Annotated in this window: 23 protein-coding genes; 9 read left to right on the top strand and 14 right to left on the bottom strand. The window is 59.9% G+C overall.

Annotated features, from left to right (window positions below; translation table 11 throughout):
* Complete coding sequence (locus OGM60_06545; protein UYI98551.1) at positions 1-771, top strand: Cof-type HAD-IIB family hydrolase; 771 nt, start codon at positions 1-3, stop codon at positions 769-771.
* 213 nt (positions 772-984) lie between these two features.
* On the top strand, positions 985-1,374 hold the full coding sequence (locus tag OGM60_06540) for a metal-dependent transcriptional regulator (protein UYI98550.1): 390 nt from the start codon (positions 985-987) through the stop codon (positions 1,372-1,374).
* A 279-nt stretch (positions 1,375-1,653) separates the two neighbouring features.
* On the opposite strand, the gene OGM60_06535 is transcribed toward OGM60_06540, so the two are convergent.
* The 4 genes from OGM60_06535 to OGM60_06520 all read right to left on the bottom strand — a co-directional run bounded on the left by OGM60_06535 (position 1,654) and on the right by OGM60_06520 (position 5,639).
* Positions 1,654-3,606, bottom strand: a complete 1,953-nt coding sequence (locus OGM60_06535; GenBank protein ID UYI98549.1) for a heavy metal translocating P-type ATPase — start codon at positions 3,604-3,606, stop codon at positions 1,654-1,656.
* A 98-nt stretch (positions 3,607-3,704) separates the two neighbouring features.
* Entirely contained in the window at positions 3,705-3,923 is a 219-nt protein-coding gene (locus OGM60_06530) for a heavy-metal-associated domain-containing protein (GenBank protein ID UYI98548.1), read from the bottom strand.
* Positions 3,924-3,986: 63 nt separating this feature from the next.
* Positions 3,987-4,334, bottom strand: a complete 348-nt coding sequence (locus OGM60_06525; protein ID UYJ00169.1) for a metalloregulator ArsR/SmtB family transcription factor — start codon at positions 4,332-4,334, stop codon at positions 3,987-3,989.
* Positions 4,335-4,670: 336 nt separating this feature from the next.
* Positions 4,671-5,639, bottom strand: coding sequence for a 3'-5' exonuclease (locus OGM60_06520; protein UYI98547.1), 969 nt, complete (start codon positions 5,637-5,639; stop codon positions 4,671-4,673).
* 171 nt (positions 5,640-5,810) lie between these two features.
* On the opposite strand from OGM60_06520, the gene OGM60_06515 reads away from it, so the two are divergent.
* The gene (locus OGM60_06515) at positions 5,811-6,899 is read left to right on the top strand and encodes an arsenic efflux protein (GenBank protein ID UYI98546.1); all 1,089 of its coding nucleotides are present in this window, start codon (positions 5,811-5,813) and stop codon (positions 6,897-6,899) included.
* A gap of 168 nt (positions 6,900-7,067) precedes the next feature.
* Here OGM60_06515 and OGM60_06510 read toward each other — a convergent pair whose 3' ends face one another.
* Both OGM60_06510 and OGM60_06505 read right to left on the bottom strand, forming a co-directional pair.
* Positions 7,068-7,550 (bottom strand): DUF188 domain-containing protein, encoded by a 483-nt coding sequence (locus OGM60_06510; GenBank protein UYI98545.1) that lies wholly within the window; start codon positions 7,548-7,550, stop codon positions 7,068-7,070.
* Positions 7,551-8,153: a DUF308 domain-containing protein gene (locus OGM60_06505; GenBank protein UYI98544.1), complete on the bottom strand. Its 603-nt coding sequence runs from the start codon at positions 8,151-8,153 to the stop codon at positions 7,551-7,553. It abuts the gene before it with no gap.
* A 263-nt stretch (positions 8,154-8,416) separates the two neighbouring features.
* Here OGM60_06505 and OGM60_06500 point away from each other — a divergent pair, with 263 nt between their 5' ends.
* The 3 genes from OGM60_06500 (at position 8,417) to OGM60_06490 (ending at position 10,367) form a co-directional block, all read left to right on the top strand.
* On the top strand, positions 8,417-9,088 hold the full coding sequence (locus tag OGM60_06500; protein UYI98543.1) for a nitroreductase family protein: 672 nt from the start codon (positions 8,417-8,419) through the stop codon (positions 9,086-9,088).
* 81 nt (positions 9,089-9,169) lie between these two features.
* The gene (locus OGM60_06495; protein ID UYI98542.1) at positions 9,170-9,712 is read left to right on the top strand and encodes a histidine phosphatase family protein; all 543 of its coding nucleotides are present in this window, start codon (positions 9,170-9,172) and stop codon (positions 9,710-9,712) included.
* 19 nt (positions 9,713-9,731) lie between these two features.
* Entirely contained in the window at positions 9,732-10,367 is a 636-nt protein-coding gene (locus tag OGM60_06490; GenBank protein UYI98541.1) for a histidine phosphatase family protein, read from the top strand.
* Positions 10,368-10,494: 127 nt separating this feature from the next.
* On the opposite strand, the gene OGM60_06485 is transcribed toward OGM60_06490, so the two are convergent.
* A complete protein-coding gene (locus tag OGM60_06485; GenBank protein UYI98540.1) occupies positions 10,495-11,175 on the bottom strand; it encodes a DUF1015 domain-containing protein in 681 nt (226 codons plus the stop codon).
* Positions 11,176-11,183: 8 nt separating this feature from the next.
* A complete protein-coding gene (locus tag OGM60_06480) occupies positions 11,184-11,696 on the bottom strand; it encodes a hypothetical protein (protein ID UYI98539.1) in 513 nt (170 codons plus the stop codon).
* A 222-nt stretch (positions 11,697-11,918) separates the two neighbouring features.
* Between OGM60_06480 and OGM60_06475 the strand changes: the two genes are divergently transcribed.
* Entirely contained in the window at positions 11,919-12,899 is a 981-nt protein-coding gene (locus tag OGM60_06475) for a hypothetical protein (GenBank protein ID UYI98538.1), read from the top strand.
* Positions 12,900-13,248: 349 nt separating this feature from the next.
* On the opposite strand, the gene OGM60_06470 is transcribed toward OGM60_06475, so the two are convergent.
* The 4 genes from OGM60_06470 to OGM60_06455 form a co-directional block, all read right to left on the bottom strand.
* Entirely contained in the window at positions 13,249-14,412 is a 1,164-nt protein-coding gene (locus tag OGM60_06470) for a phosphoglycerate dehydrogenase (protein ID UYI98537.1), read from the bottom strand.
* A gap of 69 nt (positions 14,413-14,481) precedes the next feature.
* On the bottom strand, positions 14,482-15,606 hold the full coding sequence (gene serC / locus OGM60_06465; GenBank protein UYI98536.1) for a 3-phosphoserine/phosphohydroxythreonine transaminase: 1,125 nt from the start codon (positions 15,604-15,606) through the stop codon (positions 14,482-14,484).
* 141 nt (positions 15,607-15,747) lie between these two features.
* Entirely contained in the window at positions 15,748-17,490 is a 1,743-nt protein-coding gene (locus OGM60_06460) for a DUF2075 domain-containing protein (GenBank protein UYI98535.1), read from the bottom strand.
* Positions 17,483-17,743, bottom strand: coding sequence for a hypothetical protein (locus tag OGM60_06455; GenBank protein UYI98534.1), 261 nt, complete (start codon positions 17,741-17,743; stop codon positions 17,483-17,485). The genes OGM60_06460 and OGM60_06455 overlap by 8 nt, the downstream gene beginning before the upstream one ends.
* Before the next feature lie 211 nt (positions 17,744-17,954).
* Between OGM60_06455 and OGM60_06450 the strand changes: the two genes are divergently transcribed.
* Entirely contained in the window at positions 17,955-18,161 is a 207-nt protein-coding gene (locus OGM60_06450) for a hypothetical protein (protein ID UYI98533.1), read from the top strand.
* A gap of 115 nt (positions 18,162-18,276) precedes the next feature.
* On the opposite strand, the gene OGM60_06445 is transcribed toward OGM60_06450, so the two are convergent.
* Positions 18,277-19,878, bottom strand: coding sequence for a potassium/proton antiporter (locus tag OGM60_06445; GenBank protein UYI98532.1), 1,602 nt, complete (start codon positions 19,876-19,878; stop codon positions 18,277-18,279).
* 322 nt (positions 19,879-20,200) lie between these two features.
* Here OGM60_06445 and OGM60_06440 point away from each other — a divergent pair, with 322 nt between their 5' ends.
* Positions 20,201-21,040, top strand: a complete 840-nt coding sequence (locus OGM60_06440; GenBank protein UYI98531.1) for a fructose-bisphosphatase class III — start codon at positions 20,201-20,203, stop codon at positions 21,038-21,040.
* A 317-nt stretch (positions 21,041-21,357) separates the two neighbouring features.
* On the opposite strand, the gene OGM60_06435 is transcribed toward OGM60_06440, so the two are convergent.
* Complete coding sequence (locus tag OGM60_06435; GenBank protein ID UYI98530.1) at positions 21,358-22,932, bottom strand: lipopolysaccharide biosynthesis protein; 1,575 nt, start codon at positions 22,930-22,932, stop codon at positions 21,358-21,360.
* Between the last annotated feature and the right edge of the window lie 145 nt (positions 22,933-23,077).

Raw genomic sequence — 23,077 nt, 5'->3', positions numbered from 1 at the left:
ATGATCAAGGCCGCATTTTTCGATATCGACGGCACGTTGCTGAGCTTTAAGACCCATCGGATTCCGGCGTCGGCGCAGCAGGCGCTCGACAGCTTTCGCGAGCAGGGGATTGCGTGCATAATCGCCACGGGTCGCCCGACCTACCAGATGCCGGATTGGCTGTTCGACTTGGGTTGGGATGCGTACATTACGCTTTCGGGTCAGCACTGTTTTGATGCCAAGGGCGTTTATCGCAGCTGCCCGATCGATCCGGACGACGTTGCGGTGATTGTGGACCAGGTGGCGCAGGGACGCTACGACTCACTGTGCATGCAGGGCGAGAATTCGTTTGTGAACCGTCTGTCCAAGCGCGTGGTGGCGGCTGCCGACAATGCCGGAATCTCGTATCACGAGGAGCCTTTTGAGCATGCTTTCGACGCGCCGGTTTACCAGTTCTGCGCCTTTGTGGACCCGGTCGACCAGGGCATAGTTACCGATGTCCTGTCGCATTCTACAACCACGCGCTGGTGCGACCTGTTCTGCGACATTATTCCGGCCAACGGCGGCAAGGACCTGGGCGTGGCGGCGACGCTGGAGCGCCTGGGCATCGACGCGAGTGAAGCGATTGCCTTTGGCGACGGCGAGAACGACCTGTCGATGTTCTCGGCCGTGGGCACAAGTGTGGCCATGGGCAACGCGCAGGATGCCGTGAAGGCCGCGGCGACCTACGTAACGACCGCCGTGGACGATGACGGCATCTACAACGCCGCGAAGCACTTTGGCCTGTTATAGCTGCGGCTCGGCACTTGGGGACGCTCCTTTTCTGCCGGCAGCTGGGGACACTCCCTGCGCGTTGCGTGTCGTGTCGCCCTGCTTGCTCCGCGCATTTTGTGAAACACGGTTAACTTTTTAGACAATGTAGTAAGACATGGGCAACTTTTGCGGTAAAGTAATTCAAGCAAAAGTATCCAAAGGCTAACTAGAAGCCATCGCGAAAGGCGGCCCATGGCCCTGCGTGAATCTGGAGAAGACTATCTCGAATCTATTTATGTGCTCTCGGAGCGCCAGGGCATCGTTCGGTCAATTGACGTCGCCGAATACCTGGGCGTAACCAAGGCAAGTGTCTCTAAAGCCATGGCGACGCTGGAAAGCAACGGCTATGTCGAAATGGGAAAACGAGATGTTCATCTGACGGAACGCGGTATTGAGGTTGCCCGTCAAATGTGGGAGCGCCATTGCTTTTTTGTGGGGCTGCTAGAGGACGCAGGTGTAGCGCCCGAGGTTGCCTCGCAAGAGGGCTGCCACATGGAGCATTGCCTGAGCGAGGAGAGCTTTGAGAAGCTAAGATCGATGTTGGGGCGGGAAGATGTGGCGGGCCCAGCAACGGAAGCCTAATTGATCCCCAGTAGCGCGGAGTTCGCGCAAAGCGCGAACCAGCGACCGGGACCAGTAGCCCCACCAACTAAGTCCAACTCAGACAAGGAACCCCGCCAGCAAGCGATGCCCAAGAACCACCAGCAACGTCACCGCAGGCCGGGGCCGGGTTTGGTTTTGAAAACACTCCGCAGCGCGAGGCCCGTCTTTCCGTTGCTCCGTAGGAGCAGGAAAGACGGGCCTCATGCGCGAGGACGTTTTCAAAACCAAACCCGGCCCCGGCCGGAGGGACCACGAGTGCTACAGGTTCTTGACACCCATCGCGCGCATGGCGTTCAGGATGGCGATGATCGCCACGCCCACGTCGCCAAAGACGGCAAGCCACATGTTGGCGATGCCGAGCGCCGCGAGCACCAGGATCAGCAGCTTAATGCCCAGCGCAAAGATGATGTTCTGCCAAACAATCGTCATGGTCTTGCGCGCCACGCGGATCGCGCGGGAGATGTTGGACGGCTTGTCGTCCATCAGCACCACGTCGGCAGCTTCAATTGCGGCGTCCGAGCCCATGGCGCCCATGGCGATTCCGACGTCGGCGCGCGTGAGCACGGGTGCGTCGTTGATTCCGTCACCGACAAAGGCGAGCTTGCCCTTGCTCGATTCGACTGCCAGCAATGCCTCGACGCGCTCGACCTTATCGCCTGGCATGAGCTGCGCGTGGAACTCGTCGAGCCCCAGCTGCTTGGCCACAGACGCTGCAACCTCCTCACGGTCGCCCGTGAGCATGACGGTGCGTTTGACGCCGGCAGTGTGCAAGTCGCGAATCGCCTGCTTGGCATCGGCCTTTATGGTGTCGGCAATTACGATATGGCCGGCGTACGTGTCATCGACCAGTACATGGAGGATCGTACCGACGACCTCGCAATTGGGGGCGTCGATACCGGCCGCAGCAAGCATCTTGGCATTGCCGACGATGACGCGCTTGCCGTCGATATTCGCCGTCACGCCATGGCCCGCGTCATTGGTGGAGTCGCTTACGCGTTTGGGATCGAGCTCGCCCTGGAAGGCGGTGCGTACCGACTGCGCGATGGGGTGATCGGAAAACGACTCGGCAAGGGCCGCGACCTCAAGCAGTGACTGCTCGGTATAGCCGGTCTCGGGGTGTACCGCCACGACCGAAAACGTGCCGTTGGTGAGCGTGCCGGTCTTGTCAAAGACGACGGTATCCACATCGGCGAGCGTCTCGAGGTAGTTGGAGCCCTTGATGAGAACTCCCAGCTTGGACGCGCCGCCGATGCCACCAAAGAAGCTGAGCGGGACGCTGATCACGAGCGCGCACGGGCAGCTGACGACCAGGAAGGTCAGGCCGCGCAGGATCCAGTCGGACCAGGCGCCGGTGACCAAGCCGCCGCCGAGCGCGAGTACCGCGGCCGCGCCGGTGACGGCGGGCGTGTAGACGCGGGCGAAGCGCGTGATGAAGTTCTCGGTACGCGCCTTCTTTTCGCTGGCGTTTTCTACGAGCTCCAGGACGCGCGCGACGGTGGACTCGCCAAATGGCTTGGTGGTGCGCACGTGGATGAGACCCGTCATGTTGATGCAGCCGCTGATGATATCGTCTCCGGTTTTGGCCGGGCGGGGGACCGACTCGCCGGTAAGGGCGGCGGTATCGAGCTGCGTCTCGCCTTCGACGATGACGCCGTCGATGGGCACGCGCTCGCCGGGCTTGACGACGATGACGGTGCCGACGGCGATGTCATCGGGAAAGACCTGCTCGAGTGTGCCGTCGAGTTGCTCGACGTTGGCATAATCGGGTGCGATGTCCATCATGGCGCTGATCGACTTGCGGCTCTTGCCCACGGCGTATGCCTGGAACAGCTCGCCGACCTGGTAGAACAGCATGACAGCGGCGCCTTCGGCCATGTGCGGATCGGTATCGGGGAAGAGCACCATGGCAAACGCGCCGATGGTCGCGACGGCCATGAGGAAGCTTTCGTCGAAGGCCTTGCCGCGGCGGATGTTGTTGTATGCCTTTTGGAGCACGTCGTAGCCGGCAATTAAAAACGGCACGAGGAACAGCACGAAACTGGCGTAGACGTTGCCGGGCTCCCCAAATGCGATAGTGAGAGCTCCGAGCTCGTCGAGGGCATAAACAACGGCAAAAATGCCTAGCGCTACCAGGATACGGTTGCGCTTATGCTCAAGGGACTCTTTCTTCTTACGCTTCTTCTTTTTCTTCTTGGGATCGGCGGTTGCCATGATTCAATCCTCCCATTTGAATGTATGAACACTCGCTCATATAATTTCGCGAGCAAAGGCCGCGGCAAGCGCGACCTTGCAGGTTGGCGTAATCTGGGCTAGAGAATGATCTCGCAGTCCGGCTCGGCGTCGGCGGTAAACTCCACGACGCGGTCGAGGACCTCGTCGAACTCGGCGTCATCGGCCTCGAGCGTTAACTTCTGGGTCATAAAGTTGACCGAAACGGACTTGACGCCATCGAGCTTGGCCAGCTCGTCCTGAAGCTTACGCGCGCAGTTGGCGCAGTCGATCTCGTCGAGCTTGAACTGCTTTTTCATGGTGGGTTCCTTTCCCCGTTTTTGCGGCTTGGGTGCAGGCCGCGCTGGTACCGTGGTTGGTCGCTATTCGCAGATGTGGCTCATGCCTTGGTTGAGCATGGTGTAGACATGGTCGTCGGCAAGCGAGTAGAGGATGTTGCGCCCGTCGCGTCGGAATTTAACCAGGTGCGACTGCTTGAGCGTGCGCAGCTGGTGCGACACCGCAGACTGCGAGGTCGCGGTCGCTTCGGCGATGTCGGCCACGCAGAGCTCGCGACCCATGAGGGCATAGAGGATCTTGATACGCGTGGTGTCGCTAAAGACCTTGAACAGGTCGGCAAGGTCGTACAGCAGCTCCTCGTCGGGAAGGTCCTCGGGCGAGCAAGTGGTGGGGACGTCGGGCACGATGCTGGTGTCGATGCCGGACTTCATTTCATCAGCTTGTTCGCTCATTGCAATATCCTTTCATATGAACATGCGCTCATATAACTTACTTTCGAGTATATGAGCGCATGTTCATATGTCAATATAATTCGTGAAATATTTTGCTATCGAATGCTCCCAAAGGCGGCTAAGGGCATCGGTGGGCGCGAATAAGGCCGCTGATGCCAACGTGGGTACCTTAGCGACGTGCAAAAACGGGCCGATATCCACTTGGTTATCGGCCCGCATTGCGTTGCTTGAGAGGGACGCCTCGGCGTGTCGCTTTTGCGCGGGGCGTTATGGCCCGACGAGTATCGCTCGCGAATGGCGCCTCTGCTTGGCAATCTACTTGGCAAATAGGTTCTTGAGGTTGAACTCGGCCTGGACGGTACGGAGCATGAGGTCGGTGTCGTCGAGGCCCAGGTGCTGCTCGTTGGCGTCGGCGGCGAGGGTGCCACGGCGGCGCGCCCAGTTCTCGAGCGCGGCGGGCGCGGACTCGCGGGGGAGCGAGCGCACATCGGCGTCCAGGCTGCGGCAGATCTGGCGCGAGTCGATGACGATGATCTTACCCGCGCGGCGTGCCTCGGCGTAACCGTCCAAGTGGATCTTGAACCAGCTGTCTTCAAAGGCGGCGTTGTGCGCCATGTACGGGTACTTCTTCATAAGCTTGAGCAGCTGCTTTTGCAGCTCTTTGTTCTCGCGGAAGGGCGTTTTGCCGTCGATGTCGTCCCAGGTGATGTGGTGGATATTCGACAACGGCACATCCTCGCCGCGGTAGATATCGGGCAGGCCGCAGTAGTGCGCCTCGGCGTCGTGCGGGACGGCGTCGCTGGTGAGGTCCATGATCTCCCAGCCCACGTTGATGATATAGCCGCGCTCGGGTGCGCGGCCGGTGGTCTCGATGTCGATGCCGAGCACCGTGCCCTGAATGGGCTTGCGGGCGTAGGCGACGCCGAGCGCGTCGCGGTCGCCGCGGATCTCGCGCATGACGGACGCGGCGGTGCGCTTTTGCATCTTGCCGATGGCAGCGCAGGTGTCGGCGTCGGACAGGCCGCGCGAAAGCGTCGCGGGCGTCACGTTGCGCAGGCGCGCCTCGCCAATCTGGTCGCACAGGTCGCGGTTGCGGTCGGCTAGGTCGCGCACGGTGGCAAAGTCGAAGCCGGGGTCGTCCTCGGCGGTAAAGTACTCAGTCTCGAGCACCTTGAGGGCCTCTTCGCCTTTCTGACGCTCGGATTCCATGGCGCCGTGGTCGCCGTAGATAAACATGGGGATAAACGGCTGGCGCTCGTATTCGAGTGCTTGCGAAACGTTCATATGCTGCTCCTTGGACGGGCCGCGTCGCGCGGCTCGGGTTTGTCGAGTTATGGCGAGATGATAGTTTACCATGGGCAACTATTGGCATCACGCCTAGGACAATTACAATACCCTAGTTGACCGCTAGGACTTTTACAATGCTGCCGAAAGACACGAAAGGTTCCATCCGTCATGGATTTGCTGATTGATATTCTGCTCGACGCCGGCAAGGACACGCTCTCGCTGGTGCCGTTCTTGTTGGTGACATATCTGGTCCTCGAGACGCTTGAGCATGTTGCGGGCGACCGCGTTAACGGCGCCATTAAGCGTGCCGGCGCCGCTGGCCCCGTGGTTGGCTCGTTGCTGGGCATGGTGCCGCAGTGCGGCTTTTCGGCCATGGCGGCAACGCTATACGCCGGTCGCGTCGTGACGCTGGGCACCCTGGTGGCGGTGTTTCTCTCGACCTCCGACGAGATGCTGCCGCTGCTACTTGCCGAGCAGGTTCCCGTGCAGACTATGGCGATGCTTTTGGCTTCGAAGGCGCTGATCGCGCTGGTCACGGGCTTTATCGTGGATGCTGCCATTCGCGGCCTGCGTCGCAACGCCCGTGCGCATGTGGCGATTCGCCGTACCGTGTTGGGAACCGCTGTCAATCCGGCGCACGTTAACTGCGCGCATGACGATCACAGCGGCGGTGACATCATCGACGAGGTGGCCGAGGCTGGCGTGAGTGCCGATCACATCCATGAGCTGTGCGAGCGCGACCATTGCGGTTGTGATGAAGACGAGGACGAGCACGAACATGGACATGTCCACGATCACGGTCATGAGGGCGAGCATGAACACCATCATGGCCATGGTCACTCTCACTCACACGAAGGTGCGCCCGTCCTGTCGATTATCCGCAGCGCCATCTCGCATACCGTGCAGGTATCGGTATTCATTTTCCTAGTGACGCTGATTCTGGTCGCCGTGCTCGAGACCTTTGGCGAATCTGCGATCGAGCAGTTCCTGCGTGGCAACGAGACGCTCGCCGTCCTGGGTTCGGCGCTTGTCGGCCTGATCCCCAACTGCTCGGCGAGCGTGGTCATTACGCAGCTGTATCTGGAAGGCGCACTGCAACTGGCACCGATGCTCGCCGGCACGCTCATTTCCGCCGGCGTGGGCTACCTGGTCCTGTTCCGCACCAACCGCAGCGCTCGCGAAAATGCCGTGTTCCTGGTCATGATGTACGTCATCGGCGTGGGCTGGGGCCTCGCCCTATCTGCCTTCGGCCTCTAAGTAGGCCTAACAAAACGGGCTTCAAAATAGCCATGCACGGCGTCTGCACAATGCGGCGACGCATGGCATTTTGAAGCCCGTTTTTTTGTTGAGCCACGGATCCTGAGCGCTCACACCGTCCAAAACAAAAAGGCAGATTTCCGGGCATGTCCCAAAAATCTACCTTGGTTAGCGCAGCAGCTCGGTGAGGTTGCGCTTAAAGCGGGCGCGGTCTTCGCTGGTGAAGGCTGCTGGCCCGCGGGTGCGACCGCCAGCGCGGCGCACCTTCTTTTCTTCGTGACGAATAAACAGCTGCATGTCGATGGTCGCCTTGTCGTACACGCGCCCGCGCACGCCGATGGCGGAGGCATCGCGGCCGAGCACCATGCTCGCCAGGCCAATGTCCTGCGTCACGACCACGTCGCCCGCCTGCAGACGTTCGACAATGGCAAAGTCGGCACTATCGGCGCCCACGCTCACATCGAGCGTGGTGACCCAAAAGCCGCGTCGCGCGTGCTCGGCATCACGTGGATCGTCGCGGCGAATGTGCCGCTCCAGGTTCTGCGTGCTGTTGCCGGCAATCACCACGGCGACGCCCGCCCGCCGCGCGCAGTCGATCGACTCACGCGTGACCGGGCAGGCGTCAGCATCAATAAACAGCGTTCGCGGCATCTAGCGCACCAGCTTGCCAAAGCGGATAGCGCGAATAATCAGCGTCACCCCAAACACCAGGAGCGCGGCGCCGCTAAAGATGACGAGCATCTTTGCCGACCACAGTGGATAGATAAACACGAACATGCCGGCGATGATGGAGAGCGCGCCGCTCAGGATGGCAAGGGCGCGGTTAGACGAAAGCTCGGACTCCAGAATGGACATGACGCCTTCGACGATCCAGCCAAAGCCAGCCACGACCACCACGAGCGTGGTGAGCGTCGCGGTCGAGAAAGCCTGATTGCGCAGGATTATGACGCCGCCCAGGATGATGAGCAGGTTGGAGATGATGCTCGTCACGCGCCAGCCGGCGGGCAGTAGCGGCTCAAAAATGGCGGTGAACAGCCTGACGCCAGCCGTGATCACAAAGTAGAAGCCCAGGACGGTCGTCAAAAAGACGAGGGACTTGGCGGGCGCAAACAGCAGCGCGATGCCGGCAAGCAGCGCGATGACGCCCGTGACGGCGTAGATCCAGCGCACGGCCTTGATTGCCTTGCCTGCCATGCTTTTCTCGTCAAATCCAAACAGGTTCGACTGCTGGTCGTCGTTCTTAAAGATGCCCATGAGGTCTCCTTTCCGCGCGGCGTTTGCCGTCATTGTTGTTTTTGCGGCGTATGCCGCAGTTGCTACAACAAGTATCGCCTAAAGGCACCGGCGTATGGGTCGGGGAGGGCGAAGTGTAACCCAAAGGTCCCGATTTGTTCTCGTTGTTCCCCATGTCGCGTTTTTCTATTCAACAGGTGTAGAACATTGCGGCTCTGTTCGTTATTGCCTGCGTTTTAGGTTAGATTTTCCTAAGAACAATTGGCTTGTATTGGGGGGTTCCTATGAACGAAGCAGTTCCCGAGGCACCGTCGAGTGTCGAATCGATGGCAAAGCAGGGCTGCGAAAAGCTCGGTCTGGAATCGTTTGACGCGCTGGTCCGTCGTGCTCGCACATGCCGTCGCTTTGACGAGTCCATGCGCGTGCCGCGCGAGTTTTTGCTCGAGCTGGCAGAGCTGGCGCACCTGGCTCCCTGCGGCGCCAATGCTCAGCGCCTACGCTTTCATGTGGTGAGCGACGCCGAGGAGTGTTCGAGCTTATTTGAAAAGCTCGCATGGGCTGGTGCGCTCAAGGATTGGTCGGGTCCTGTCGAGGGCGAGCGCCCGACCGGCTATATCGCGATCCTTGCCGAGCGTCCCGCTCCGGGCATGCCTGCCGCGCCAATTACCGAGGCAGACGCTGGTATCGCCGCGCAGACGATGATGCTCGCCGCCCGCAGCGCTACGCCCGAGGTGGCGGCGTGCATGTTCAAAGCCTTTCCGCCTCGTGCGATTGATGTCATGGGACTTGACGGCGACAAGTACGAGGTCAAGCTGATTATGGTCTTTGGCGTTCCCGCCGAGACACAGGTGATCGATACAATTGATTCCAACCCGGATGGCTCTATCAATTACTGGCGTGATGAGGCACAGGTACACCACGTACCCAAGCGCCCGCTTGCCGACGTGCTGGTGTAGCTGCGTCGTCGCGGCGCGATCCGGCGGCAAAACCACCACAAAGGTGCCTGGCCCCTTTGTGGTGCTGCGAGGGGAGGGCATGTGGCCGATCTGTATTTGGTACGGCATGGGCAGACCGAGCTCAACGTGCGGAACATTTTGCAGGGCTGGCACGATTCGCCGCTTACGGCGCGCGGGCTCGAGCAGGCGCTGGCGACGCGCGCGGCGTTTGAGGCGCGTGGCATCTCCTTTGACCATGCGTATTCGTCTCCGTTGGGTCGGGCACGCCACACGGCCGAGCTTATTGTTGGTGAGGGCCTTCCCATAGAGCCGGTCGACGACCTGCGCGAGTGGCGCCTGGGCTCGCTGGAGGGCACATCAAACCGCGAGATGCCGGCGCAACCCTGGGGCGATTATCCGGTGGCCTTTGGTGGCGAGTCGGAAAGTGAGCTTCGCGCACGTATGGTCGCGGCGCTGTCTCGTATTATGGCCCGACCGCAGCACAACTGCGTGCTGGCCGTTTCCCACGGCTCAGCCTGCCAGGAGTTTCTTGAGTATGTGGCCGGCGGGGGAGAACAGCCCGACAACGGCGCCGTGCTTCATTTTAGCTATTGTGATGGGGCGTTTTCGCTCCTTGATTGGTAACGAGCGAAAGGACCCCCCTATGAACAAGGATCTGTATCTGGTCCGTCATGGACAGACGATATTCAACCTTAAGCGCATTATCCAGGGCTGGAGTGACTCGCCTCTCACGCAGCTGGGATGCGACCAGGCGGCGCGCGCCGGCATGTTCTTGCGTGCGCGCGGCATTGAGCCCGATCATGCCTATACCTCGACGCTGCACCGCACCGAGCAGACTATCGCCAGCCTGTGGCCGGGTCTTGCCTACGAGCGCCTTGATGGCCTGCGCGAGTGGTTCTTTGGCGACTTCGAGGCCGAGCGCGTGATGCTGATGCCCGAACGTCCGTGGCGTGACTTTTACCGCCAGTTCGGCGGCGAGGGGCAGATGCAGGTGCGCGAGCGCATGGTGGCGACGTTGACCGATCTTATGCGACGCCCGGATCATTCGTGCGTGCTCGCGGTAAGCCATGGCTCGGCTATCAAGGAGTTTATGGATTACGTGAAGGGCGCGGCGGCAGACGAGCGCGACCGTGTGCCGGGCAACTGCTCGGTGCTGCATTTCGTGTTTGACGATGCGATCGATACGTTTGACTTGGTCGAAGTCTTTACGCAGGAAGATTATGCGCGCGAGCTGGGTCTTGAGCCGCTGGTGGCGGCAGCGGGTCCGCAGCGCGGGTAGCCTGGGCGTGGCGACGTGGATTGCCGACATCATTGCTCAATGTGAAAGGGGCGGGGATGCATGCGCATGTATCCCCGCCCCTTGTTTGTTGAGCTGCCGAGTCTTTGTGCTGGGCGTTTAGACCCTGTTAGAACCGTGCGATCTGGTGGGTGAGCAGACCCGTCGGAACCTGCGGCGCGCCGCCGGCGACCTGTGCGGCGGGGAATAACGCAGCAACGGTAAAGTTGAACGGCTCTTTGCCCGTGTAGGTGCCGGCTGTGCGGGCCTCGTCCGCCAGGAGCTGCGCCGCCCCTGTCAGCGCGGCGGCATAGGTGGGGTCGTCAGCCGGCGCTGGCTCTGGTGCCTGGTCGAGCATGGCTCGGATGGCGGCAACGGCGTCCTCGCGCTTGACCTCCCACACGCGGTGCGTAATGCCGGCGGGGTCGGTGACGGCATAGAGCGACGCACCCTCTTTGGCGGCGCCCAGGATGATATCCATGACGGGCGACGCCTCGTAGGTAAGCGACACAGGGCGCGGCTGGACCTTAAGCTCGGCGATTGCGCGGGCGGCTGCGGTCGCACCTGCGGGGGTCGCGCCGTCGCCCGCCAGTACGCCGACCGGGCAAATCGCCACGACACCCGTCACACGACCCGGTTCGCCCGAGCACTCGTACACGTAATACGCCGCGCCCGGATCTTTGAGTATAAGCCCGTCGGCGATGGCGTCGCGCAGGGCGTCGTTGCTGCTCAGGATACCGCCCATCTGCGGCAGCGCTTCGAGCACGCGATCCTGAGCTGGGCGGATGCAGGGAAACGGAAGTGCTTTCATGGGCGATCCTAACGCGCGAGTCGGTTTGTTCGCGGCTTATTATGCCCCAACTTGGACGCTTGCGTCCCAGAGCGTGTTGTCAACAAGCGCGATGAGCACGTTCTGGCAGCGAACGATATCGGCATGGGCCCCGGCTCGTTGGGCTTATGCGCGAGCACCAACGAGCCGGGGCCGTAGCTCATGCAATTGCGGTTACCCGTCTTGCCGGCAATGACGGCGGTATCGGTGCAGCCGGTAAAGAAGCCGACGGTCGTGTCCGCGTCCGTCACGTCATCGGCGGCGCGCTTGAGCGCAGCTAGAAGGGGAGAGTTCGGGTCGCGCTCGATGGCGGGGCGATCGCCCGTCACGGCGAAACTGCCATGGCAACCGGGAACCGCGGCCTCGGCGGTGGCAGTGGCCTGCTCGACCATGTTGATCGCGGCGGCCGTATCGGTCGGCGGCGTCAGGCGCATGTCGACCCAGACCTTGGCGTGGTCGGGCACGACAAAGGGGCGATAGCCGCCCTCGTCATCATCAACCATATGAAACCTCAGAATCAGTTTGCTTTGCAAACCGATTGTAAGTCACCTGCAGATTCGCGACGTGCACGTAGCAGCATTTACCGTTCGCAGGCCGAGCCATCGCGTTTGCCGTCCGGGCGGGTTTACAAACGACGCAGTGGGTACGTATTCTCCATGGACGACATGCTGTGCGACATATCTGCCTTTCGGTATCACCGGATACCCCCACAGGTCTTGGCGATAATGCCGGACCTGCCCGATTCTGCGGACGATCCGCGCAGGGAGCGCCTTTGTGAACATCCACTCGTCAAGCATTTCCTGCGCACTCCGTTACATGTGTTGGCGCAGGGCGGCTGCGGACGTAAGGGCGGTCGCATTGTCAGACATGTTTGGAACGGGGAGAGGCCGTTTGGCTCCGTGCAGCAGACGGAGTTTGGCCTTGATGTCGCGTCCCCGCTCTTTACCCTGCTGACCCTGGCTTCCTCGGTTTCAAACGAGCGTCTGATCATGTGCATGTTTGAGATGTGCGGCACCTTTGCCGTGTGCAAGATTGCACCTCAAGTAAAGTTGGCGCTTGAGCAGGCATATGGGAGCCGGTGGGGTGACGCACGGTCGGGCTGGGAAAACGTAAAGGATGCCTCGGGGAATCCAACGGACTTGTGGAAACGACCTCCCTTGATCGAGCTCTCTGACCTTACGGAGTTCGCCAATAAGATCCAGGGACTCCGCGGTGCTAAATCATTCACACGTGCCGCGAAATGCATTACGGGGGTTGTGGCATCGCCGCTTGAGGTCCAAGCTTCGATGCTGTTTGGCCTTTCGAGGCTGCGCGGCGGCGAAGGGCTGCGCCTTACCAATAACGTCGAGATTCGCATGACGCGCAGCGCCCGCCTGATTTCGGGGCTTGATAGGCGCTACGCCGATATCTTGCTGTCAAATAAGGATGGCAGCCGAGAGTGTCTGGTTGAATGCCAGGGTAAAGCCATTCACGGATCCATAGAATCCAAGATCTCGGACTCCGATCGAACGACGGCCCTGCAGACGATGGGATATCCCGTCGTTCTGATGACCTATGGTCAGCTGGTCGACTCCGATGCCTTCCGCGTGGTGACGGAACTCATCATGTCCTATCTCGATGTGCCACTGAAAGACAAGACGCCGCGGCAGCAAGAGCTCGAACGGCGACTTCGTGAGGAGATTTTTATCGATTGGGCGGGAATGTAGCCGCGCGGGTGGAAAACGGTCGCGGAAGCTAGGGTTTTAGTTGCGAATAGCCTTCAATTGCTCCTTGGAATTGGCTTGAAAAGTGCTACCTAGAGCAAGTTATTTCGGAAAATGGACAGTCAACTTTAGTTTGGCATATAGAGATCGATTTTTACCTACTAAAACCCCTGATAAAGCTGTTTGTAAAAGCAGTTGTGCTTAGCGACTAGGGCCTCACTGTCGATTATCCGAAAAAACTTATTATGGGTAGCATTTTCAAAACCAGCCGGAGCAACGAAATCGGCCCCCGTTTCGTGAAAACGGGGGCCGAATGGGCTTCATGGTCTGCCTGGCAGGCTTGGCGCCGGCGCTATTTGATCACGCGCACGCGATACATCGACGGAATTTGCTTGAGCGCCTCGATGGTGCTGCTGTCCAGGTGCTCGTCGGTGTCGAACATGGTGTAGGCGTTCTCGCCAGCGGACTCGTTGGTCATACGCCGCACGTTGGCATTGTCCTTGGCCAGGATGGCCGTGATTTGGCCGATCATGTTGGGCACGTTGGCGTGCAGGCAGGCAATGCGGCTTGCGGCGCGCGCCTTGCCCATGCTGCAGGCGGGGTAGTTGACGCTGTGCGCGATGTTGCCGTTCTCCAGGTAATCCTTGAGCTCGCTGATGGCCATGTCGGCGCAGTTGGCCTCGGCCTCGCCAGTGCCGGCGCCCGAGTGCGTGGTGATAAACGTGTTGGGCATCTTGACGGTCTTGGGCGTGGCAAAGTCGCAGCTAAACCAGCTCAGCTTGCCCTCACGCAGGGCAGCGTCGACGGCGTCCTCGTCAATGATGGTTTCGCGCGCGTAGTTGATGAGCACGGCGTCGGGCGCCAGCAGGTTAATCTGCTCGGTGCTGATCATGCCGATGGTGTCGGCCTTGCTGGGCACGTGCACGGTGAGGTAGTCGCAGCCGCGGCAGAGGTCCTCGAGCGTGCCGACGCGCTGCACCTCGCGGCTCAGCACCCATGCGTGCTCGACGGAAATGAACGGATCGTAGCCGTAGACGTCCATGCCCAGGTCGACGCAGGCGTTGGCGACCTTGGAGCCCACGTTGCCCAGACCGATAACGCCGATGCGCTTGCCCTTGAGCTCGCGGCCCACAAAGGCCTTCTTGGCCTTTTCGGCGTCGACCTGAATCTCGGGGTCGTCGGCGTTGTCGCGCACCCAATTCATCGACTGCACCACGCCTCGGCTCGAAAGCACCAGCATGCCCAGGACGAGCTCCTTGACGGCGTTACTGTTGGCACCGGGGGAGTTAAAGACGACGACGCCCTTTTTGGCGTACTCCTCGACGGGGATGTTGTTGACGCCGGCGCCGCAGCGGGCGATGGCGCGGATGCCCTCGGGCAGCTCGTAGCCGTGCAGGTCGGTGGAGCGCATCAGGATAGCGTCGGCCTCCTCGGCGGTGCTCACAAACTCGTAGCCCTCGCCAAACTCGACCTTGCCGTCCTTGGTGATGTCGTCGATGGTTTTGATCTTGCGCATGGAAAACTCCTTAGCAGGTTTGGTTTAAACAGGTGGTTTGAAGTGGCTGGTCGGCCCGCGCGTTGCGGGCTAGTTAGATCGCGGACTCAAACTATGCTGCGCCTCGAAGTCCTTCATGTACGTGGCCAGCGCCTGCACGTCCTCCATGGTGACGGCGTTGTAGACGCTGGCGCGCATGCCGCCCACCAGGCGATGGCCCTTGACGTTTTGAATCTGGTGTTCGGTCGCGCCTGTGACAAAGGCCGTATCGAGCTCGGCGTCGCCGGTGCGGAAGGTGACGTTGGCGATGGAGCGGCTGTCGGCCTGCGCGGTGCCATGGAACAGCTCGCTGTGCTCGAGCAGGTCATAGAGCAGGTTGGCCTTGGCCCAGTTACGCTCGGCCATGGCGGCAAGTCCGCCGGTCTCCTCCACCCAATGGAACACCTTGCCGCACACGTAGATGCCAAAGGTGTTGGGCGTGTTGAGCATGGAGCCTTTGGCGGCCTGGGTCTTAAGGTCCATGTACTGCGGCGTTTGCGCAAAGGCGGGGCCTTCGGCGATCAGGTCGTCGCGCGCGATAACCACGGTGACGCCCGCGGTGCCGGCGTTTTTCTGCGCGCCGGCGTAAATGAGCCCGTAGCGCTCGAGGTCGAGCGGCTGCGACAGAAAGCAACTCGAGACATCGGCGACCAGCGGCACATCGCCGCAAGCGGGTAGCTCGTGGTACATGGTGCCAAAGATGGTGTTGTTCTGGCAGGTGTAGACGTAGTCGAGCCCATCGCTCGCGGCCTCGGCGGCAATGCGCGCGTTGATATTGGCCATGTTGGGAATGCGGTCGAAGTTGGTGTCCTCGGAGCTCGCGAGCAGCACGGCCTCGCCGTACTTGGCGGCCTCCTTGTACGCCTTGTTGGCGAAGTTGCCGGTCACGACGTAGCCGGCGCGGCCGCGGCGCATGAGGTTCATGGGGATGCCCGCAAACTGCAGCGTGGCGCCGCCCTGCAAAAACAGGACACGGTAGTTGTCGGGGATGCTCAGCAGGCGGCGCAGGGTTGCCTCGGCGTCGTCGATGATCTGCTGGTACATGCTAGATCGATGGCTCATCTCGAGCACGGACATGCCGCAACCGCGGTAGTCCATCATCTCGTCGGCGATCTCGGCGAGCACGCTTGTGGGCAGCGCGGCCGGGCCAGCTGAGAAGTTGTGCACACGTGCCATCTTCTAGTTCCCCTCGTAGTCGTTTGAACGTTCGGGATACTTTAGCACAGTGGAGCGCCAGGCGCGACCGTATCACGGTAAAACTCGAGTGCGCCGCTATGATTTACAGGATGGTTACATGGGGGAGGGCGGTCGTTAGGTCTATATCACCGGGATATACCGTGACAAATACTCCTTGAGTGCCGGGTCGCATACATAAAGAAACGTTCCCAGCATGCCACGCGTCATGAGGACATAGTAGGCGTTGACGATGATCTTTCGTAGGTCGTCGTCGCTTGCCTTTTTCTTTGCGACGGCATCTTTGAAATTCGCCTTGTTAACGCAGACAGCTCCTTTATCGGTGTTGTAGTAAATGTCGGGACCCAGAATTACGAATCCGTAATTGAGGTCGTAGCCCTGCACTGTGTGAATGCAACCAACCTCATTGACGGCGTTGGCAGAGTTGACCCAATCCTTTTGAGTTGAATTCCAGCGTTTATGAATGCCCTCGATGACGATATCGAACGTATCTTTATTGGTCTTGGTTTCCCACTTCCACGCAAAGCCTGCCGTCATGCGGGATAGACCAACTTCTTCTTCCTTGGCTTGCTGCAGGGAACAGAAATCCTCAAATCGGTCGACGATTCCAAACTGGTATCTGGGGATATCGCTGTCCGGATCCCCGGCTCGCGAATCGTAAGGCTCCGATGAAAAGAGATCCTTGAATTTCATGCCGGCATGCATATACGCTTTGTTATCGAGTAGATCATATACAAAGTCGAGATACTCATCGCCGCCGCGTACTCGCATTTGCGTGCTTAGGCTGAACTCTTCAGTTTCAATGCCCTCTTCTTCGAGTTGGTTAAGTCGCCGCTCAAGACCGTCTCGATTGAGGCCGGATGCCCTGACTTGCTGCTTGGGGTCATAAAACAGATATGCCTTGTCGCAGCATTTGAATATCCAGTCAACTTGGTTGCTTGTGTGCGGAAGGTCAAGACGATCACAAGTGCTATAGAAGGCCTTGATGCCGGAGCCCATGCTTAGATAATTACCCAGTCGATGTGCTTCATCGACAAGTAGGATGTCATAACGATCATTTTTGGTTACGTCACTGGGGCTCAAGATATCGCCAGGCTTTAACCCTGGAAGGAAGTGCGTGAGTTTCCTGAGGGTCTTTTTCAGGGAATCCATGGGGGTGACAAAACCGACTCGCAGGCCGGAAAGGTTGGGCTCATTTTTGATTTTGAACATGAGACTGATGGCGAGGATTGTTTTACCTGTTCCCGGCGCGCCATTCACGACGGTTATACGTTCTCTTTTTGAGCCGCCATGTTTTACGTCTTCATGCTCCTGTTCGAGACGTTTAAAAATCGTCTCGATCGTTTCGTATTGGTCGGGCGTAAGCGTCTTGAAAGGCGAGAACTTGAACAGATCGGAGTTCTCGAGCTCTTCAATCGGATGAATCGCGTAGTTTTCTTCGCGAAGCTTTGTCCAGAGGTCTCGGAACCTCTGGCGATACTGAGGCCGCTCAAAATAATCGAATTGGGCATAGCCGTTGTTGGCATTGGTGACCTGGTATTTTTCGTCGGCACAGAACAGCTCAATAAGTCGATTCTCGAACTCGAACGTTGCGGATTGGTTGAAGGTGGGATTGTCGATCAGAAGGGTCCGGTCGAAGTCCTTGTCCACGTTTGCAGCGTGTTGTTTCATACGGCGCTGGTAATTGGTTGTTTGGCCGATGTATGCCGTCTTGTTTTTGCTGTTGGTAAGAATGTAAAGGACGGGCCAGCTCTCGTCATGATGGGTCCCGGGCTTTGGCGTGCCAAAGTCCTGAAGCGATTCGCTTGTCTCAAAGGGCTGGGGTAGGGGAAGCGTGTATTGCCGAAGGGCGAACTCATTACTCATGATGGTCCGCCTTTCTGTATTCGTTAGATGATGCATCGACGGGGTAGCGCTCGCCATTGCGCTTGAGCTTGGACGAAAGCGCCGCTGGCAGGTCGATTTCATTTAAATCTGAGAAACGCAGAAGGAAAAGAAGCGTGTCGGCGACTTCGTCTTCGATAGCTTGGCGTTGCTCGGTGTCTTCGAACATTTCTGCAATGCGCTCGTCGCTCACAAAACGAAAGAGCTGAAGGAGCTCGGAGGGCTCAGTTGCCATGCCTATGGCAAGCTCTTTTGGCGTGTGCTATTTGCGCCAGTCGCGTGCATCACAAAAGTCCCTGACTTGTTTCGTCATGGCATCGAGCTTATCCATCGTCCGCAACCTCCCTGATGTTCATTGTTTTATTATGGCCGTATCTGGTATTTATTGCACATCATTTGGGGTGTGCGGTTTGTTCGGTCGCGATTGGCCGGTAGGAGGTTTCACCATGAAGATCGAAGTTGACGTAGGTCAGCTGCGCGAGAGCCTGCTCGACCGCGTGGGGTCTGCGGCGGGCGTGGGCTTTCCGGCCGCCATGCTCGACGTGATGGATATCGAGGACGAGTCGCCCCAAGAGCTCCTAGCCCGAGCCGAACGCGAAGGCCTCGACCTCCGTGCCTTCGCCACAGGCGATGATACGGACGACGGCTGGTAGCCATAGCCACCCCTCAACCCCATCCCCTCAATAACTTGCGGTGAAATAGGGACTGTTTAGGCTGCTAGAAGGCCTATTCAGTCCCTATTTCACCGCAAGTTATGGGTGGGGATGGCTACGACGCCAGCGTGGCGATGACGGCTTCGTCGCCGGCATATATGAGGGTGTTGCCGTCGGGGATGATCGTTTGGCCGTCGCGCTTGAGCATCACCACGATAAAGGGGTGCTTGCCCTGCGGTACATCGCGCAGGCGCTGTCCAGCTAAGCGGCCGTGGGGCGTCACGGTGACCTCGCGCAGCGTAACCTCGGCACGCTCCTCAAACGTTGGAGCGGCCATAACCAGAAGGTCGCCTTCCTCGATGACGGTATCGCCGTTGGGCAGCACCGGGTGCGCGCCGTCGCGCAGTACCAGGACCACGAGCATGTCCGTGACGCTGCCGATGTCCGCGAGTGAGCGCCCGGCAAACGGATGGCCCGCGCCCACCTTGAGCTTGACAAACGACATGCCGTCCTCGTCGCGGTAATCGTTAAACGTACGGCGCACGTCGCCTTCTGCATCGATCATGTCGAGCTTCTTTGCCACCGCCGGTAGCAGCGAGCCCTGCACCACAATGCTCGATACGGCAATCACAAACACCAGGTCAAACAGGTCGTGACCGCCGGGAACGCCGGCTACCACGGCAAAGAGGCTAAAGACGACCGAAGCCGCGCCGCGCAAGCCCGCCCAGCTTACGAGTGCAACCTGGCGAGGGTTCGTCTTAAAGGGCACCAGCAGCAGACCGACGGCGATGGGGCGGCTCGCAAAGAGCATAAACGCCATGAGCGCCAGGCCCGGCAGCAGCATCTGCGGCAGGCGCGCGGGCGTGACGAGCAGGCCCAGCAAAAAGAAGATGGTCATCTCGGCCATCTCGGTGAGGGTGTCAAAAAAGTGCGCCATCTCGACCTTGCCGGTGATGTCGCTCGCGCCCAGCACAATGCCGGCCAGGTACACGGCCAAAAAGCCGTTGCCGCCCAGATAGCTCGGCAATGCGTAGGCGACGATCGCCACGGCGAACAAAAAGATGGTCTGCGCGCCCTCGGCCGTTGCGTGCGCGCGTTCAATCAGGCGGCTGGATGTCCAGCCGATGGCAAGGCCCAGTCCCACGCCCAGGGTGATCTGCTTGGCCAACAGCACGGGAATGTCGATGTCGCCGCCCGCCGCGAGGGTCGCGAGCACCGCGGTAAGCATGTAGGCGACGGGGTCGTTGGAGCCCGATTCGACCTCGAGCAGCGAGTCAGTCGCGCCCTTTAGCGAAAGGTTGTGCTCGCGCAGCACGCTAAAGACGCTCGCCGCATCGGTCGACGCCACGACCGAGCCCAGCAGCAGGCCGCCGATCCAGTCGAAGCCTAGTGCAAAATGCGCAAAGGCGCCCGTGATGCCGGCGGTGGCGATAACGCCGAGCGTGCTCAGCAGTACCGCGGGCGCGGCGACGGGCTTGGCGCGGTCGATGTTGGTGTTAAAGCCGCCGTAGAACATGATGAACAGCAGCGCCGTACTGCAGACGGTTTCGGTAAGCGCGTAGTCGCTAAAGTCGATGTGCGCCGGCCCGTTGACGCCCAGCAGCATGCCGAGCGCGATAAAGATGAGCAGGGTAGGGAAGGGGAGCTTTTTGCCGACGGGTTTGATGGTCAGACACAAAATGATGACGAGGCCGATAAAGAGAAGTATCTGGTTCATGGGTAGTGTCCGCTCCTGGGTGGTTGGCGTGGCACGGTCAGTTGTCTGCGGTTATTTGTACCCAAAGATGGTGGGTTTATGGGGCCGAGCCGCGGGCGTTCGCATTATCGACACGAGGCGGGGGGGCGCGGGCGGTGCTGGTTGGGGCGTTGGTGCTGGTGGCGCGGTGTTTTCGGGGCGTGCGGGCGGCCGCTTGTGACCGTTGGCAGCGGTGGCACTTTCCAGCTTTATTGCAACGGAGTACAATGGGTAACGTTTAAGTTCAACTTGAAGTTTTAGTCGTGGCATCGGGCTTCGGCCGTAATGCAGGGAAAGGCGTTCCATGGCGATCTATGTGACATCTGATGCTCACGGGCACGTGCGCGCGCTGGACGAGGCCCTTTCCAAGATCTCGCTGACGTCCGACGACACGCTGTACGTGCTAGGCGACATGATCGACCGCGGTCCCGATCCGGTCGGCGTCATTAACTTGGTACGGTCGCTGCCCAACGCTCGCGTGCTTAAGGGCAACCACGAGCAGATCATGCTCGACGCGATCATTGGCCAGGACCCGCTCGATGCCGAGACCTGGGATATCAATGGCGGTTGGACCACGCGTCAGCAGCTCAACGAAATGGAATTTGAGGCATACGAGGGGCTGGTGCGCTGGGCTGCCGCCCTGCCGCTCTACGCGGTGGTCGAGACTGCCGAGCGACCGTATCTGCTGGTGCACGCCGGCGTTCAGACCGAGGCGGCGCGTGCGTTTTTGCTTGAGCATGGTGTCGATTGCGGCGACGGCAGGGGAGCGGTCGATGCCGATAGCGAGCTGCTGCAGCAAATGCTCGCCGTGCAGTCGTCCGATGACTTGCTGTGGATTCGTCACGGCTACTGGGATGCCCCGACGGGGCTGCTTTCTGCCGAGGGCAAGGGCCCGGTCGTGGTGAGCGGCCACACGCCCACGGTGTCGCTGGGGCGTTATTGCGAGGTTGGCGGCCTGGCAGGGCTCGATGAGGAGTCGGGCCGCGGGCGGATGGTGCGCTTGGGTGGCGAGGATACCGCCGGCGTGCCCGATCGCATCGATATCGACTGTGCGGCGGCCACCGGTTCCGAGTTCGGCCGCGTGGGCATCCTGCGCCTGGACGACGGGGCGGAGTTTTATGCGAACATCAACCCGGGCGAATAATCGCTGCAAAGGGTAGCTAATTTGGGACGGGGCCTTTTTGACTACTTTTGCCCTTCTGCCCGCTAATTGATTTTTCTGGGACGGGGATTAAATAATCATTTGGCTGCCCGCTGGCTAAGTGAGTAGACTTTTTTGGAAATGCCGAGCACCCAACTTATTTGCCTCAATAAAACTGCAGGTCACAGACTTGTGCTTTGCTGGCGTGGTCGGGGATTCGGTAAAAGTCTACTCACTTAGTTTTGCGTGATGCATATTGTTCGCAACGAGACCCCAGTCGGGGAGATTCCATCGCAAATTCCGGTGACCGGGGCAGCTAATTAGGCGCCGTACGGGTTGCGGTCGCGTTCTATGCGTTGGCGAATGTGGGCGTATTCGACAATCAACAGCACCAGCAGTAGGGCCATGATAGCCAGGTAGCTCACGACGGCACCCATCAGGCCCAGCAGGTTGATCAGGATCACCGGGAGCACTACGCTCACGGCAAAGCAGGTCAGGTAGATCTTGGTGACGTCTCCAGCGTGGCGCAGCACTGTGATGATGGCGTAGATAAAATCGATGGCCGCGGTTACGCCGCCGGCGACGACCATCAGCAGCGCCAATGTGCGGTAGCGCTCAAAGTTGAGGCCGTACATAAAGCTCATGAGGGGAATGCCGGGGCCGGCCATAAATGCGGCGCATACGCCGGTGATGGCCACGATCAGCGCCATAACGGCAATAATAATCAAGTCAAAACGGCGGCGTTTGCGCGGGTTCGCCCAAATGCTCGACAGACGCAAAAGCTGCGGTTTATAGACAAATCCGATGCTCAGCAAAATAGCCTGCGCCGGAAAGAACAGGGCATTAAAGTACAGCTGGTATTTGTAGGCCAGCGTGCCTTCCATAACAAACTTGGGCATGCTCTCGATAAGGTTGAACAAAAAGAGCGCGCCAAAGAGCGGAGCGCACTGGACAAACAGGTGGCCGACCTCGCGCAGGCTCACGCGGCGTGATTTTTCGGTCTCGAGCAGGGCGAGCGGCGCGGTGACCAGCACGAGCGAGGCGATGGCTGTGACACCCATGGCCATCGCCGCGATGGGCATGCTGCGCGTAAGGAACAGCGCCACGCTAAAGACCGCGATGACGCCGGCGGAGCGTAGCGTTTGGCTCATGCCGGCCAGGTAGAGTTTATCGGCCTGCTGTAGGCGGCCCTCGTACACGTCCGCCACGCCGTCGATCACTTTATACAGGTAGACGCCCAGGCCGATCGTGGCCATCTGCGCATCGTAGCCGCGGGCGCTGCTGTACATGAGGCCGCAGCCTAGGGCGAGCGCTCCGCAAAGCCAGCGATTGAGCTGGTAAGAGGCAAAGGACGTCTTCTCGTCGATGTCCGAGACCTGGAAATTGCGCACGCCGTAGTTGCACGCGATCATGATGAGTGTGCCGGTGACAAACGCAATGGAGAACTTGCCGGCTTCCTCGGCGCCCACGAGCTGCGTGGACACGATGGTGAGCAGAGGAAACGCCATGCCCCATACGGCGGTGCCCAGGGTATTCCAAAGGTAGTCGCGACGGGTGGCATGATCTTCGTACTCGGCTTCTTGCGTGGAGAAGCCGCCGCCGTAGACGGCTCCGAGCAGGCGGTTCCACCAGGCATTGACCATGCGGTGGATGGGGCCGGGCTGGCGATCGCGCTCGCGGCGACGGCGTGTGGCCTGGTTGCTGTCGGGACCGCCGGCGTTACGCTGGCTTAGCTCTTGGATTCGTGCGAGCTCCTCGGCGGTGTGCGATGCGGGGAACAGGCCGTTCTCGATGCGTCCGCCCTGCCCGTGCGCCCCGCCCGATACGGTGGGGTCGGTGACGCCGTTGCGGCGGGCGATGGCGCGGCGGATGCTATCGAGGGGCGTGATGCTCAAGGCGGAGTCCTTTCTATTGCTGCGCTCTAGTATAGACGCGGCGGTGTTTGCTCGTGTTTTTGAACGGATTGTTCAATATTTCGGCAGGCGGCAGAAAATTGTCGGTAAGCGTGCGTTATCCTGTTCAAGTTTTATGACACCCCCG

It is taken from the genome of Coriobacteriaceae bacterium (genome assembly GCA_025757745.1).
Taxonomy (GTDB): Bacteria; Actinomycetota; Coriobacteriia; order Coriobacteriales; family Coriobacteriaceae; genus Collinsella.
This window is presented reverse-complemented; position numbering and strand designations above follow the sequence as displayed.